General features: G+C 44.5%; 10 protein-coding genes and 3 pseudogenes. 6 read left to right on the top strand and 7 right to left on the bottom strand.

From position 1 onward, the window contains the following. Positions 1-269 precede the first annotated feature (269 nt). The 3 genes from DXK30_RS07175 to hppD form a co-directional block, all read right to left on the bottom strand. Positions 270-611 (bottom strand): 4a-hydroxytetrahydrobiopterin dehydratase, encoded by a 342-nt coding sequence (locus DXK30_RS07175; RefSeq protein ID WP_114701105.1) that lies wholly within the window; start codon positions 609-611, stop codon positions 270-272. Positions 612-735: 124 nt separating this feature from the next. Continuing rightward, entirely contained in the window at positions 736-1,671 is a 936-nt protein-coding gene (gene phhA / locus DXK30_RS07170; RefSeq protein WP_114701104.1) for a phenylalanine 4-monooxygenase, read from the bottom strand. A 132-nt stretch (positions 1,672-1,803) separates the two neighbouring features. Beyond that, entirely contained in the window at positions 1,804-2,904 is a 1,101-nt protein-coding gene (gene hppD, locus DXK30_RS07165; protein ID WP_114701103.1) for a 4-hydroxyphenylpyruvate dioxygenase, read from the bottom strand. Positions 2,905-3,065: 161 nt separating this feature from the next. On the opposite strand from hppD, the gene DXK30_RS07160 reads away from it, so the two are divergent. From DXK30_RS07160 to DXK30_RS07140, 5 genes are all read left to right on the top strand, one after another. Further along, positions 3,066-4,013 (top strand): LysR family transcriptional regulator, encoded by a 948-nt coding sequence (locus DXK30_RS07160; protein WP_114701102.1) that lies wholly within the window; start codon positions 3,066-3,068, stop codon positions 4,011-4,013. Between the two features lie 157 nt (positions 4,014-4,170). Further along, a complete protein-coding gene (locus DXK30_RS07155; protein ID WP_114701101.1) occupies positions 4,171-5,367 on the top strand; it encodes an amino acid aminotransferase in 1,197 nt (398 codons plus the stop codon). Positions 5,368-5,661: 294 nt separating this feature from the next. Further along, entirely contained in the window at positions 5,662-6,963 is a 1,302-nt protein-coding gene (fahA, locus tag DXK30_RS07150; protein WP_114701100.1) for a fumarylacetoacetase, read from the top strand. A gap of 124 nt (positions 6,964-7,087) precedes the next feature. After that, positions 7,088-7,663, top strand: a complete 576-nt coding sequence (locus DXK30_RS07145; RefSeq protein WP_114701099.1) for a VOC family protein — start codon at positions 7,088-7,090, stop codon at positions 7,661-7,663. Positions 7,664-7,810: 147 nt separating this feature from the next. Continuing rightward, entirely contained in the window at positions 7,811-8,863 is a 1,053-nt protein-coding gene (locus DXK30_RS07140) for a TRAP transporter substrate-binding protein (protein ID WP_114701098.1), read from the top strand. Positions 8,864-8,908: 45 nt separating this feature from the next. Here the strand turns inward: DXK30_RS07140 and DXK30_RS07135 are convergent, their stop codons facing one another. Further along, complete coding sequence (locus DXK30_RS07135) at positions 8,909-9,766, bottom strand: IclR family transcriptional regulator (RefSeq protein ID WP_114701136.1); 858 nt, start codon at positions 9,764-9,766, stop codon at positions 8,909-8,911. 172 nt (positions 9,767-9,938) lie between these two features. Between DXK30_RS07135 and maiA the strand changes: the two genes are divergently transcribed. Then, positions 9,939-10,589: a maleylacetoacetate isomerase gene (gene maiA / locus DXK30_RS07130; protein ID WP_201637799.1), complete on the top strand. Its 651-nt coding sequence runs from the start codon at positions 9,939-9,941 to the stop codon at positions 10,587-10,589. A gap of 390 nt (positions 10,590-10,979) precedes the next feature. Here the strand turns inward: maiA and DXK30_RS12975 are convergent. The 3 pseudogenes from DXK30_RS12975 to DXK30_RS12965 all read right to left on the bottom strand — a co-directional run. Next, a pseudogene (locus tag DXK30_RS12975) lies at positions 10,980-13,073 on the bottom strand (YadA-like family protein); the annotation flags it as partial. A gap of 263 nt (positions 13,074-13,336) precedes the next feature. Next, a pseudogene (locus tag DXK30_RS12970) lies at positions 13,337-13,535 on the bottom strand (hypothetical protein); the annotation flags it as partial. 12 nt (positions 13,536-13,547) lie between these two features. Beyond that, positions 13,548-15,116: pseudogene (locus DXK30_RS12965) on the bottom strand (hypothetical protein); the annotation flags it as partial. Positions 15,117-15,511 lie beyond the last annotated feature (395 nt).

Genomic DNA, 15,511 nt, shown 5'->3' with positions numbered 1-15,511 from the left:
GTCCTTTGTACATACCGATAGCAAGTAGCACACAGATAGCCAATATAAGAGACAGGTGCGGTACCCAGCCAAAGCCAATCATGGTAACGCCCATGATACCGATGACGATGGCGGATATGATAAAGGCGAGCTTGGCACTGATTAATGTGAGGGATTTTGGTGGCATGACACATCCTTAAAATGCCAGTAAATACTGGCACTAGATTGGGTTTGATTTTAATTTTAATGATAGAAGTATGATTGAATTGATTTGCTAATGAGGAAACCTATTACTTACCCAGTAAGTCATCGGTCTTAGCTGCCATGACAAAATCATTGCGATGCAAACCCTTGATACTATGCGACCACCAAGTGACCGTAGCCTTACCCCACTCTACCAATATACCTGGATGATGCCCTTCTGCTTCAGCGATGTCTGCCAGTTGATTTGCAAATGCCATTGCTGAGACGAAGTTTTTAAATTTATACTGACGCTGCAATTGTTGAATACCATCCACCTCGATTAGTGACCAATTAGGAATTTGCGGTAATAGTTCTTGTGCTTCGGCTTCATCAACTTTCGGTGCGCCAATGCGGCACGCTTCGCAGCTGTTTTGTGATAGTGCTGTCATAATAAAATCCTTTTATAGTGGCTATTTTTTAATACTCGTACATCCATGTTGATATAGCTTTGCTGCTATCTCAATATTCCGCACTGAAGTGTTTGTTTTCATGTTTAATTTTAAATTGACGTTTTTAACGAGTTTTGTCTGGATAGGTCGGCTCAAATAGTCCAAGCGACATAGCTTTTTTGACCGCAACCATAATGTCACTATTGACGATATCAAATAAGGTATCTAATTCATCAATGACATAGTAAATCGGCTGTATCTGATCAATACGATAAGGCGTACGCAGCACATCAAGCAAATCAAACGCTCGATGTTCAGGTTGGCGCTCTACTTGATGTGAGCTTTCACCTTGCTGATCAGAATACTCTCTAAGCGCATAGACCGTTTCAGAAGGTGAGCTTAATATACCGCCGCCGTAAATCCTACGATTTTCTACGCGACTGCCGACCAATCCAAACTCAATAGTGAACCAATACAGTCGTGCTAAAAACCAACGCTCCTCTTTCGTTGCGCTAAGACCAAGCTTACCATACGTCTCATTAAAGGCTGCAAACGCAGGATGGGTCAATAGTGGACAATGCCCAACGATTTCATGAAAAATATCAGGCTCTTCAATATAGTCCATATCATCGAATCGACGAATAAACGTCGCCACAGGAAAAGATTTATTGGCCAGTAATTTAAAGAATTTACCAAAGCTAATTAATGCTGGTACAGCGGCGGTCTGCCAACCTGTGGTCGCTTGTAATACCTCATCGATATCGTGCAACTGCGGGATATGCGTCGTCGGTAGGTTTAGCTTAGTCAAACCCTCTAGATATGCAGTACATGCACGATTGGGTGTTTGCTCTGCTTGACGTGCCAGCAGCGCTTGCCACATCGCATGCTCATCATCAGTATAGTGAATATGACCATTGCTATCGGGCTGGTGTGAGATATACGGCTGTTTTTTATTTGTCACGTTAGAATGACTGGACGCATCGTCGCTTTGCTTAGTAGTCGCAACGCTATTGGTACCGATGGTAGTATTAAGAGAATCTTTCTGTGATAGGCGTTCCATGCCTGTGTTCCTTTTATCGCAATGAGAGCATTACCTTTGCAGTCATGCTGTTAGGTAATACACTTATTAAGGACAACACAAACTCCTTTTGTCTTGTCCATTGATTAAATGTGGGCTAAGCGTTAGGTTGGTTTATAGGGTTTCAGTCTCTGGCTGACCGACTGTACCGCGACGTACTTGGTCGCGCTCTATCGATTCAAATAACGCTTTAAAGTTACCTTCACCAAAGCCATCGGCATAATCGCCTTTACGCTGAATAAACTCAAAGAATACTGGGCTACCCAAAATAGTTTCAGAGAAAATCTGTAGTAGCAGACGCGGTGCACCGCCTTCTGTCGTACCGTCTAACAAGATACCGCGCGTTTGCAAGTCAGCGACATTTTCACCATGGTTTGGCAAACGCTCGCTCAGCATTTCATAGTAAGCAGCATTTGGTGCGGTCATAAGCGGAATACCAGCCGCTTTTAGCTTATCGATACTGGCAAACAAGTCATCACTGGCTAAAGCAATATGTTGAATACCTTCACCATTGAAATGCATTAGGTACTCTTCGATTTGACCACCGCCCTGTTTGGCTTCTTCATTCAGTGGAATACGGATTTTGCCATCAGGCGCGGTCATGGCTTTACTGGTTAGTCCCGTGTACTCACCTTTGATATCAAAGTAGCGAATCTCGCGGAAATTAAAGATACGCTCATAGAATTTTGCCCAGTATGCCATGCGTCCACGGTAGACGTTGTGCGTTAAATGATCGATGACCTCGAAGCCATAGCCGACAGGGTTTCTGTCGATATCTGCAAAGAATTCAAAGTCGACATCATAGATAGATTCACCATCTTTATAACGGTCAATCAAATAGATTAGTGAGCCGCCGATGCCTTTGATAGCTGGCAATCTAAGCTCCATTACCCCAGTTGGTACATCTACTGGCTGCGCACCCATTTCTACCGCACGCTCATACGCTTTTTTGGCATCTTTTACCCGAAAGCCCATGCTACAAGCACCAGCACCATGCTCTTCAACGAAGTAACTGGCTTGGCTTTTTGGTTCGCGGTTTAGGATAAGGTTGATATCACCTTGGCGATATAGAGCAACGTCTTTCGAGCGATGATTGGCGACATGGGCAAAACCAAGCTGCTTAAACAATGCGTCGACTGCATCAGGCTGCGGAGAAGCAAACTCGACAAAATCAAATCCATTTAGTCCCATTGGGTTGTCAAATAAATCTGCCATTGTAATTATCCTTAATTTCAATTGGTGGTAAAAAATCGGTTATTAGCGAAAATCTATAAAACGATTAATAATCAATCTTTATTGTTGACGTTGTATTTATATTAGATTAGCTTTATTTATAAGACTAATTGTTTTTTATGATTTATTTATCAGGTTTACTTATGAATATCAGCATTCGCCAATTGACCGCATTTATCAAAGTCGCTGACAACGGCAGCTTTACTCGTGCCAGCGAACAGATGTATTTGACTCAATCTGCCGTCAGTGGATTGATTAAGGAATTAGAGACTGGCCTAGGTATCGTGTTGTTTGATCGCACCACTCGCCAGTTGTCTCTGTCAGCAGTCGGACGGCACCTACTACCGCAAGCGCGGCGTATCTTGAATGAAATGCAGCTATTTGAAAATGAAGCGAGTAGCTTGACCAGCTTGGCCCAAGGTCAGGTGCGCTTGGCTGTATCACAGTTTGCGGCGTCCTCCCTACCTGCCGTCATCGCTCAATTTGCCAAAGAATATCCAAATATTGGCGTCTCACTATTGGACTGTTCAGCAGAAAATTTGCTCAAGCATATTCAAGATATCGAAGTCGATTTAGGGGTTGGTACCGAGCTCGGTTTTATAGAAACTGATGATGACATCGGGGCTGACTTGTTATATCAGCTACCATTTTGCGTGGTTATGCCAGACAATCATACACTGGCACAAAGAGACGAAATTACTTGGCAAGATTTATTAGAAACGCCACTAATTACCTTACAAGGTCCGTTCCTAGATCAAGTAACCTCAGAGCTCGATGATTCTATCTCCGCTCATGTGCAACAAGCTCGATACAAGGTAAACTTTATGTCCACCGCGCTTGAGATGACACGCCAAGGCTTTGGTATCACCTTATGCCTACCCTACATGCCTGAAGTTATTGATTGGGTCAGCGCCAATGGTCTACTGATGCGACCACTCACTCAACCAGTCAAAATGCGGCAATTCTTTATCTATCAACGTGCTTCACGGGCGCTCTCTCCGGCGACCATTGCTTTTAAGCAGTTTTTGCAAACCTATTTTGCGACTCATTATAACGACCTACATCACTCTGACTCATCGTCTAGCGAATGACGTATAGCATGTCAAATGCGCTTGATAGACGGATAAACAATCTATTTGGCTATTTATTTTATTAATTGCCTCATATAACCCACTCTCGTGTTGAGTTCAGCCTCGATTTGCTCTATGATTTTCGGCTGCTCGATTTATATTTTTATAAGGAAATGGCATGTTTGAACGTATCGATTATTACGCTGGTGATCCAATCTTAGGTCTTATGGAAAAATACTCAGCAGATAGCAATCCTAACAAGGTCAATTTAGGTATTGGTATTTATTATGATGAGAATGGCGTATTGCCTGTACTCGACTGTGTAAAAACAGCCGAAGAGCGTATTGCTGATCCTATCGCCCCGCGTCCATACCTACCAATGGCAGGTCTGCCAGGCCACCGTAAAGGCTGTCAGGAATTACTGTTTGGTAAAGACGCTCAGATTTTAAAAGACGGCTTGGTCGCTACTATCGCTACAATCGGTGGTTCTGGTGCGCTAAAAGTCGGTGCTGAATTTATTCATGACTGGTTCCCACAAGCTAAGTGCTATGTGAGCGATCCGACATGGGGCAACCATATCGCTATCTTTGAAGGCTCTGATGTAGAAGTCGGTAAATACCCGTACTACGACAAAGCCAACAGCAGCATCAAATTTGATGAAATGATTGCGTTTTTTGAGACATTGAACAAAAATGACGTCATTTTGCTACACCCATGCTGCCATAACCCAACCGGTATGGATTTGACTCAAGCGCAATGGGACACTGTACTCAACGTCGTGAAGGCGCGTGAGCTGATTCCATTCATGGACATCGCCTATCAAGGGTTTGGCGAAGACATGGACAGCGACGCTTACGCTATTCGTAAAGCGGTTGAGATGGGCTTGCCATTGTTTGTTAGCAACTCATTCTCTAAAAACTTGTCGCTATACGGTGAGCGCGTCGGCGGCCTATCAGTCGTCTGCCCAACCGTAGACGAAACCGATCGCGTATTCGGTCAGCTAAACGCAACCGTACGCCGTATCTACTCAAGCCCGCCATCACATGGTGGACGCGTGGTCGATATCGTCATGAACGATGAAGCCCTACATGAGCAGTGGGTTGGCGAAGTTTATGCGATGCGTGACCGTATCAAAGCCATGCGCCTAAAACTAAAGTCAGTGTTAGAAGCTAAAATCCCTAATCGTAACTTTGACTACATCACTCGTCAAAACGGCATGTTTAGCTTTACTGGTCTCACGCCTGAGCAAGTCGAACGCCTACAGACCGAGTTTGGTATCTATATGGTCTCTAACTCACGTATGTGCGTAGCTGGACTGAATACCAGCAACATTGACTATGTGGCCAATGCAATGGCAGACGTCCTAAAAGACTGATTAAACCACGTAAGCCATGTTACTCAATATGTAACTTTATAAAAAATAAACGTAGATAAGAAAGGCTGAGCGATTGCTCGGCCTTTTTTTGTGCCTAGCATTTAATCAAAATTATTTCGTCAGAACTATCTAGTCAGAACCGTTTAGCTAAAACACCGACAACTACTTTTCAAAGCAGCCTTTTAACAAAAGACATTGCACAAAAAACTTGCAATCCATATATCAATAAATTACATTATACGTAAGTTATTAATTATAACGTAATTCGTAATTTATATTAGCAAGGAGCAAATCATGTCAACGACTGACAGCACCCTCACCTCTTTTATCGATATCGCTACTGACTCTGACTTTTCTATTCACAACCTCCCTTATGGCATCTTTAGCGTTACCAAAGACGCTGCTAGTGATAAAAATCGCCGTGCAGGCGTTGCCATCGGTGAGCATGTACTGGATCTATCTGTACTCGAAGCCGAAGGTTTATTAAGTTTAGACGGTGGTCCGTATTTTGACCAATCCACTCTAAATGCTTTTATTGATTCTGGTCGAGACAATTGGACGCAGGCACGTACGACGATTCAGACACTGCTGTCTAGCGGCAATGACACGTTACGTGACAATGCAGACTTACAGAACAAAGCCCTGTTTAAGCAAGCGGACGTCACCATGCATTTGCCAGTGCAAGTACCGGGCTTTACCGATTTTTACTCATCGAAAGAGCACGCGACCAACGTCGGCACCATGTTCCGCGATCCAAACAACGCCCTATTGCCTAACTGGACTGAAATGCCCGTTGGTTACAACGGACGCGCCAGCACCGTTATCGTCAGTGGAACTGATATCGTGCGTCCATCAGGTCAGCTAAAGCCTAGCCCTGATGAGCGTCCTATCTTCTCAGCCTGTAAGCGCTTGGATTTTGAACTAGAGACCGCATTTGTCGTTGGTAAAGGTAATCATATCGGTCAGCCAATCGCCGTAGATGATGCCGCTGATCATATTTTTGGCATGGTGTTGCTCAATGATTGGTCAGCACGAGATATCCAAAAATGGGAATACGTGCCTTTAGGTCCATTTAATGCCAAAACTTTTGCCTCTGAGGTTTCTCCTTGGATTGTCACTATGGATGCGTTGGCTCCGTTCAAAACAGCTTGCCCAACGCAAGAACCCAAGCCACTTGCATATTTAAATGAAAAAGCGAGCGACAACAGCTTTGACATCAATCTATCGGTTGAGTTACTGCCTGAAAATGCGGAAGCAGCAACAGTCATTTGCGAGACCAATTTTAAATACATGTATTGGTCAATGGCACAGCAGCTTACCCACCACACCATCACTGGTTGCAAAGTTGAAGTCGGTGACATGATGGGCTCAGGTACGATTTCAGGGCCAACGCCTGATTCTTATGGCTCGATGCTAGAAATTGCTTGGAATGCTACCAAACCAGTCACGCTTGAAGGCGGTGAGACGCGCAGCTTTATCGAAGATGGTGACACGGTCATCATGAAAGGCTATAGCGAAAAAGACGGCATCCGTGTTGGCTTTGGTGAAGTGCGCGGCAAAGTACTACCAGCGCTTAGCTTTGATTTTGACAAGTAGCAACCGTATATAAAAAAGGCGTAAAAGTAGATTCACACTGTCAGACAACAATGACATACCGTCTATAAATACTGACAGTTTGTCTATTCATATGAAATTTACGCCCTATCAAAAGGAGTTTGATATGAGCTTTACCATTGAAAAGATTCATCATGTGGCTTATCGCTGCAAAGATGCCAAAGAAACCGTTGAATGGTATCAAAAACACCTAAATATGGATTTTATCTTAGCATTCGCAGAAGACCATGTGCCTTCAACCAAAGCCTTTGACCCTTATATGCATGTCTTCTTGAATGCTGGTAGTGGCAATGTTTTGGCTTTCTTTGAAGTACCCAACCAACCTGAAATGGGCTTTGATCCAAATACCCCAAATTGGGTGCAACACTTGGCGCTAAAGGTCAAAGACCGTGATGAGCTACTGATTGCCAAAGCGCATTTAGAACAAGGTGGCATTGACGTCATTGGCGTGACCAATCACGGCATCTTTCACTCGATTTACTTCTTTGATCCCAACGGTCATCGTCTCGAGCTGACTTATGATGATCCAACCTCAGAAGACAAAGTATCGATGATTACAGATGCCATCAAGCAAGACATGCTAGATGAGTGGTCTCGTACTAAACGCGCCCCAGCACATACACAGTTTCTGCATAGTGATGAGCTGGCTGAGGCACGCGAAGTTGCTCCTGTCGGCGAGTAACTCCCCTATCATTCTGTTTGCTACTTTTTTACATGATCAGTTAATCATCGCTTTAATCATAAAAGTGCTAATTGACGACATACCCTAGGTGTCAATAGGTAGTAAACAATACCGAACCCTATCTAACCATCATGAAAGGATTCTATGATGAAAATAAGAACCCCGCTAGGAATACTCTTAGCCGCCTCGCTTGCGATGACTGGCTGCTCCAATAACGACCAAGTAGCAGGCGCGTCTACAGATGCAGGTAAAGTGACGACATTGCGGTTCTCGCATTTTATGACTGCCACTGACAATATAAACACCGAAGCGTTAGAGCCATGGGCAAAAAAAATTGAAGCAGATTCAAAAGGCCGCTTAAAGGTTGAGATTTACCCTTCTGCAACGCTCAGCAAACCAGGTGCTACCTATGACGCTACGGCGAAAGGTAGCGTGGATATTGGTATGCAAGCACAAGGATATACAGCAGGACGATTTCCTCTAACGCAAATTGTAGAGTTGCCGGGTATCACAAATACCGCACAGCAGCAGAGCTGTATACTTCATAAGCTATATGATGACGGTATCATTAAAGATGAGTATGAAGACACGCATTTGCTCGCATTGATAAGCACTGGGCAAGGCGCGCTTCATACGGTTGATAAACCGATTCGCACGCCAGCTGATATGAAAGGTCTGCGTATTCGCCAACCTTCTGCGGTTGCGAGCCATATTATCGAAGCCACTGGTGCTGCACCTGTCGGCATGCCTGCCAGTGATACTTATACCTCTCTGCAGCGCGGTGTCATTGACGGGCTCAGCTTTACTTGGCAACCCATTCAAGCGTTTCGCCTTGATGAGCTGATCAATACGCACACCAATATTCCTTTTTATAACTCCACCTTTGTGATTAGCATGAACAAGGATAAATACAACAGTTTGCCTGACGACCTCAAAAAAGTGATTGATAACAATTCTGGCGCAGAGCTGGCAGCGCATATTTCTAAAGTATTTGACGTCAGCAATGCCAAAGCAATGGCCGCTGCCAAAGAAAAAGGCGATATTATGATTGATATCCCTGATCCACTCAACGACCCAGATTGGAGAGGCCCCTTAATGGAGGGCTCTCAGCATTACCTTGATGAAGTGAATGCGACTGGCCTAGACGCTGACAACGTATACGAAAAAGCAAAAGCGGCCAGTAGCGCCTGTATGGTTTAGAGGATGAATTGAAGGCACGCCCTAGCTTATAGCACCACATACTGGCTAGGCAATTTGATAACGCTGCGCTATCGCCAGTATTTGCTTAACCACATTATGTTGCTCGCTCATCGGTAACTGCTCTGTGGTTCCAATGATAGTAATAGCATATTCTAGCGGTAAACCTTCACCAGCAGTTTTATCACTACTCGTGGATGGTTTAGCAGCACTACTGGCAAACTGCGGCAATATGACAGGTAACGTAATGGCGTTAATACCCATGAGCATATCGCCCGTCACTGTCGCATAGCCTTGAGTACGTATTTTGGCCTGTAGCTGGGTAAAGTGCTGCCACTTCTCGGACATATCTGCGACGGTATTACTCGTATGCCACTCAGCTGTGACCAATGGCTGAATGACGGCATCAGGTTGATAACTGGCAAATAACTGCCCTGTGGCCGATGTCGTCAAGGGCATACGTGAGCCGATGCGAGTAATGATACTAATCGGACTGTCTGGCTCAACGGATTGAATAATAATAGGGCCTTCGCTAAACCATTTGGCAATTTGTACACCGCAGTTTAAGGTGTCTTTGATTTCAGTAGCCACTTGCGTGAGACGTGCCAAAAGATTGTTTTGGTTGAGTTCCGTATGTCCTAGTGATGCCAATGCATTGACTCTATCGCCAAGCCCATAGCGACCATCATCAAGCTTACGCGCATAGTTTTTGCGGATGAGACTGACCAAGTAACGATGGGATTTTGCTGGGTGCATTTGCATGGCTTCAGCGATATCTTTTAGCATCATAGGCTCATTACGGTCGATCAGCACATCGAGTATCGACAGCCCAATCTCAAGCGACTGGACGCCACTTTGGTTTTTACTGGTGATAGAACTGTCTACAAGGATTTTGTCTGCTGGCATGATTTGCTCGATTCTGGTGTGCTTGGTTATTTTTAAATTTTGCTTGTTAGTGGTTTGTTCAATAAGGGTTTGTTCAATAATGGCTTGCCCGATCAAATATCGATGAGATACAGACCCTACTTCATAATATTTATCTTTATAAAAACACATCTACATAAGGACATGAATCATGATGACACTTTATGGCTACTTTCGTAGTAGCACGTCTTACCGTACTCGTATCGCTATGAATCTAAAAGGCTTAGATTACGATGATATCACGATCAATCTGGCACAGGATGAACAGTTAGAATCTGCCTTTAAAGCAATTAATCCACAAGGATTGGTGCCTGTCCTACAGACTGACGATTTATTATTATACCAAAGTCCAGCTATCTTGGAGTGGTTAGAAGAGGTCTACCCCGAGCATCCATTATTGCCTAACGATACTGCTGGGCGTATGCAGGTACGCGCGCTGAGCGCCATGATTGGTTGCGACATTCACCCAATTAATAATCGCCGCATTTTACAGTACCTGCGTAATGAGCTATCGGTAGACGAGAAAGATGTGATTGCATGGTGCAATCGCTGGATCAGTGAAGGTTTTGCCGCTTTAGAGACACGTTTGGCGGCGGATAACAATCGCGGACAATTCTGCTATGGGGACAGTCCTACTCTCGCAGATTGTTATTTGATTCCGCAAGTCTCTTCTGCTCGCCGCTTCAAAGTAGATTTGAGCGCTTATCCCAATATCGTCGCTATTGATACACATTGCCGTACACTAAAAGCATTTGCAAATGCGGATCCTATGATGCAGCCTGATGCACCGAAACGTGATGCCTAATTTGAGATAGTTTTTATAGGATACCTATCTTTATAGGATATTTATTTTCTCGGCCAAATATTAAGTGACTTAGAATTAACACTTAGTATTTGGTCGAGCTTTATTCTTCGCTATTCTTTACCCCTACCTATTTCTACAGCTTAATTCCTAGCTTAATCGCTAAATCTTGCTTCACTGATTACTATTTATTCAATTTTTACAATATAATTTTTAATATATTCATATTAATGGTTGTATAGTGGCAGCTGTTGGTTATTCTTTATATAAACATTTGTCATATCTAAAATTCGTACTTTATCTCCTTAAAATCCATTCTCAAGCCGTAAAAAAGCAAGACATTCGATGTCTTGCTTTTTATATTTGATTGACAATCATAATTGAACGACCTCTTTAGTCAAAATGGAAGCCTGCACCCACTGCACCGCCTACGTTACCTTGAGTATCTGCCGTACCATTTACCTTGATGACCCAGCGACCGTCATTAGATAATTTAGAGAAACCAATTGCTACAGCACTTTCTCCATTATAGGTACCGACACCGCCACCGATCAATGACTTACCTGCGATATAAGCCTGAGGCATTGCCGACATTGCCATTGCAGCTGAGATACCTGCATTTGCATCGTCTTCTACTTCGTCGATTTTGTAGCCAAGATCGCTCATGTTACTGTTGAGTCGACTATCAAGCGCGCTAAGCTGACTATAATTGACGGCGTCTGTTGCTTCGACCCCATCGGCGACCCCAGTTATGCGTTGGTTACCAGCATATAGACCTTGAGACGTCATACTTGGTCCATCTTGCATGCTAATGCCCTCATTATTGATAACTGTTGTCCCAACTGTGACGCTATCAACGCTGATATTACCGTTTAGATCAAATTTAATACTACTGCCCTCTGCCGCGGTGGTGATGTTATTGCCACCAGTGAAGCTTAGGATACTATCATCGCCAATTGGTTTATTGATACTAGCACCACTGTCTGCGCCAAAATTGAGTCCAGCATCTAGCTTATCCGTATTGGTTTTGATATTCGTGGTATTGGTCGTGATATTGCTAGTGTTTGTAGCAATATTTGTCGTATTGTTCGCGATATTGGTTGTGTTAGTGGTGATACTCTCTGTATTAACTTGCACATTTTCATTGATTTCAATCGTGCCTTGTCTGATAGAGGCAATCGCACCATCGATATTGCTTTCACCCGTTCCACCAATATCACTGTTGGTAAAAGTACCACTCTCGGCATTATAAACAGTGTCACCACCGATGATGCTACTGATACCAGTTCCTTGGGCATAAAGCTGACCACCATTTATGGCGTCCTGACTTGTCGCCGAAACTTCTCCATTTTGAACGTTGGTAATTTTGGTATTAGCAGCATCAATACCACTTTTCGTGATGCTTGGGCCACCTGCAATGGTCAGTCCATTGTCATTCATAACCGTATCACCAGTGGTTACGCTATTCAAAGTAATATCTGGGTTCAGATCAAAGCTAATATCATTAGCATTGGTAGGTATTGCTGCAGCTTGTAGTGATGGACTACCGTCGAGAGCAACGACATCACCCACTAACTTCCTAGATACCTTAATATTACCGTCTTTACTACTAAGGTCGACAGCACCTCCTTGTTTTACCATGGTAGCGATATCACCTTGAGCCGTGATGCCCCAACCTTGATCCAAGGCAATGGCTACTTCTTTTAATTGCCCGACATTGACAGCATCCGTATTTAGCACACCTTCCCCAATGTTGCGAATAGTGTTACCTCCATTGTCTAGACCACGACTACTCAATGAGACCTGCGAAACCATTCTATTCAAGCCATTACCAACGAAGGTAAAGCCTGCATCACTCATGATGCTATTGCCTATCTGTATACTGCCATCATCTCCAAGGTCTAACTGGTTATTCAGTTTTACTTGGACGCCAGTCGCAGAAGCAACAGTAGTCAGATTGCTATCTCCTGTGATATTGATGGTATCACCTAGCGCAAATTGCTGATCATTGGCACTATTGCCGTCACCAATTTTGATACCTTTGGCAATTTCGTTATTGGTCGTTGTGAGCTGTGCAAAGTTTACAGCATCAGTTGGTGCAATCCCTTCGCCAACTTTGATAATTCTATTATTACCATTATCAAGACCTTCGTTGCTTAACGTAATGGTCTGATTAGGACCATCAGTGATAGTGACGCCTGCATTATTAAGCACCGTGCTTTCCATTCTCACGCTACCGTTTTTACCAAGCATTACATCTTCAGCCAATCTAACATTTAGATTGCCATCTTCATCGGCAACAACACCAATATTATTTTCAGTTAACTCCGTCGCACCTCCTTGGAGTGTCAAAGTTTGACTTAACTTGCGATTGACGACAACGGCTGTATCATCCCCTGTAAAGTTCAGTCCTAGGTCCACCGTATTGTTAGTTGCATTTAATTGTCTAACATTGACAGCATCTGTATCTCCCTGACCATCATCTACATTGATAATCCTATTACCACCATTATCAAGACCTTCACTACTCAAACGAACTGTACTATCAGCGAAGCTGACACTAGTGAAAGTGACATCCTCTGCTGTCGCAATTTTGATACCACCATCCTCAGCACTAAGAACGATGTTGTCTCCTGTTAGGAAGTTAGCAGTATTGTCAGTTTGATTGAGCGTTTTAACGTCAGCGCCATCTATTTGAGCAACGATGGCCTGCATGGCACTGTCCGCTTTTACCAAGCTGGCTTTGCTAGTTTCACTTAAGTCAACGGCATAATCGGTTGTATTGGTCACCTCATCTTTATCACTTGCAGTAACTGTGACAGCTGTAGACCCTGCTGAAGCGGTCACACCATCCGCATTAACGGTATAGACATCTTGACCGTTACCACCCGTCGACTTTACAACACTAGCCACGTTAGTACCTGCAGCGACCTCTGTTTTAGCAGCGGCAGAGGCAATGTTGAGCTGACTGACATTGACAGCGTCTTTAGCCTGTATGCCGTCATCAACATTAACAATTCTTTTATTACCTCCATTGACTCCAGCTGTCGTCACGCTTGGACCACCAAAAATATTGAGGCCATTACCAGTTAATACGGTAGTAGAGAATGGGTTTGATACTGCAACACCCAAACTACTAACGGTTGTATTAACTACGCTATTACCTGTTCTAACACCCGAACCATCTACAGTTGTACTAAAGTATGAATTGCCTGTTGTTAGACCAGAACGATCAAGTGTCGTTGTATCACCAAGACCGAATGGAGAGCTCGAACCCATTTCTACACTACCGTTATTTCCTAAATCCAGGTTGTTGCTAAGTTCAAATGAGACGTCATTGCTGGTGGTGTCTTTGGAAACAGTGATGTTGCTATTTTTACTGTTGAAGTCAACTGAGTCACCAGGTCCTACAGTGCTTGCAGTAGTGCTATTGCCTTGCGCGCTTATATCCCAGCCTCTATTGGCAGTTTCTGTCACAACATTTAGCTGCCTGACATTGACAGCATCTGTATCTCCCTGACCATCGTTTACATTTGTGATCTGGGTGCTGTTGGCATCAATGCCTGTTGATGAGAGGGTGATACCACCAATGTTGGCACTATCCAAACCAGTAAGGTCTTTTGCCAGTTTGACGGTTAAGGTGTTACTGCCATCAGCAACCACCCCTATGTTGTTGTTCGATAATGCGGTGGTTGCACCACCTTTGATGTTGAGTGCCTGACCAAGTGCACGATTAACGGTAGTACCTGTATCACCGTCAAAGTTGAGGCCTAAACCAATGGCTGTGCTGTTATTCGTCACTTCTGTGTTTGTGGCATGCAATTGACTGCCATTCACCGCATCGGTGCTCGTTGCATTCACTGCACCACCAGCGACGTGTTTGATCTGACGCTCAGCACCTGCTGAACCCACAGAGATCTGATCACCAGCTCGCATCGCAGGACCTGCAATGTTATGTGTGACCCCACCAACGGTCATGGTCGATTCGGTGGTTGCACTCGTGGCAGTGGTCGACCCTGCACCTAACGCCACTGAACCATTTAAGCTTGCTGATGATCCCATGCCAAAGGCTGAGGATGCGACACCTGCTGAGGAAGACTGTACGCCGATAGCCGTAGACAGGGCTCCTTTAGACAGGGCTTTTGCACCCATGGCGATGGAGGCGGCTCCACCCGATTCTGTGTTCACCATATAAGGCGGGCTCTCGACAAGATCCCGACCCGTGTAAGAGAAGAAGGTTGCATTGACATCGCCACCATTGATACCAGAGGCTGAGGTACCATCGATGTTGGCTTTAGAGGCGGCATCTAGATCATCACCGCCAATGGCGATAGAGGATGCCCCTTTCGATACGGTGTTTGCACCAATGGCGATAGATTGCTCCCCACTCGCGGTGGTATGTTGTCCACTGCCGCCGCTACCAATGGCAATGCCTTGTCCGCCAGTCGCACTGGCGTTTCGTCCCATGGCCATCGCGTTGACACCCGTGGCACCTAGGTTGTCATCGTTGCTGCCACCTGTTGAGTTCACGCTGTAGTACTTGGTTTTGTTGGCCGCAACGGCTGTGTTTAGATCGCCGATGTTGGCAGCGTTGTTATTATTACCAACGCCACTGGCCACATTTGTGATCTGGGTGCTGTTGGCATCAATGCCTGTTGATGAGAGGGTGATACCACCAATGTTGGCACTATCCAAACCAGTAAGGTCTTTTGCCAGTTTGACGGTTAAGGTGTTACTGCCATCAGCAACCACCCCTATGTTGTTGTTCGATAATGCGGTGGTTACACCACCTTTGATGTTGAGTTTGTCGCCGTGATTACGTGTAATAACACCACCTGTGTCACCAGAAAATTTTAAACCAGGCAAATGATTATTTCCGTTATTTCCGTTATTTCCGTTATTTCCGTTATTTCCGTTATTTCCGT

Origin of the sequence: Psychrobacter proteolyticus (genome assembly GCF_003350005.1) — a bacterium.
Lineage (GTDB): Bacteria > Pseudomonadota > Gammaproteobacteria > Pseudomonadales > Moraxellaceae > Psychrobacter > Psychrobacter proteolyticus.
Note: the sequence above shows the minus strand (reverse complement) of the source record. Positions and strands in the feature narration are given on the sequence as shown.

Coding starts and splice junctions, on each gene's coding strand:
- maiA (WP_201637799.1), top strand. CDS start 9,939: ATGACACTTTATGGCTACTTTCGTAGTAGCACGTCTTACCGTACTCGT.
- DXK30_RS07160 (WP_114701102.1), top strand. CDS start 3,066: ATGAATATCAGCATTCGCCAATTGACCGCATTTATCAAAGTCGCTGAC.
- DXK30_RS07135 (WP_114701136.1), bottom strand. CDS start 9,766: ATGCCAGCAGACAAAATCCTTGTAGACAGTTCTATCACCAGTAAAAAC.
- DXK30_RS07175 (WP_114701105.1), bottom strand. CDS start 611: ATGACAGCACTATCACAAAACAGCTGCGAAGCGTGCCGCATTGGCGCA.
- hppD (WP_114701103.1), bottom strand. CDS start 2,904: ATGGCAGATTTATTTGACAACCCAATGGGACTAAATGGATTTGATTTT.
- fahA (WP_114701100.1), top strand. CDS start 5,662: ATGTCAACGACTGACAGCACCCTCACCTCTTTTATCGATATCGCTACT.
- phhA (WP_114701104.1), bottom strand. CDS start 1,671: ATGGAACGCCTATCACAGAAAGATTCTCTTAATACTACCATCGGTACC.
- DXK30_RS07145 (WP_114701099.1), top strand. CDS start 7,088: ATGAGCTTTACCATTGAAAAGATTCATCATGTGGCTTATCGCTGCAAA.
- DXK30_RS07155 (WP_114701101.1), top strand. CDS start 4,171: ATGTTTGAACGTATCGATTATTACGCTGGTGATCCAATCTTAGGTCTT.
- DXK30_RS07140 (WP_114701098.1), top strand. CDS start 7,811: ATGAAAATAAGAACCCCGCTAGGAATACTCTTAGCCGCCTCGCTTGCG.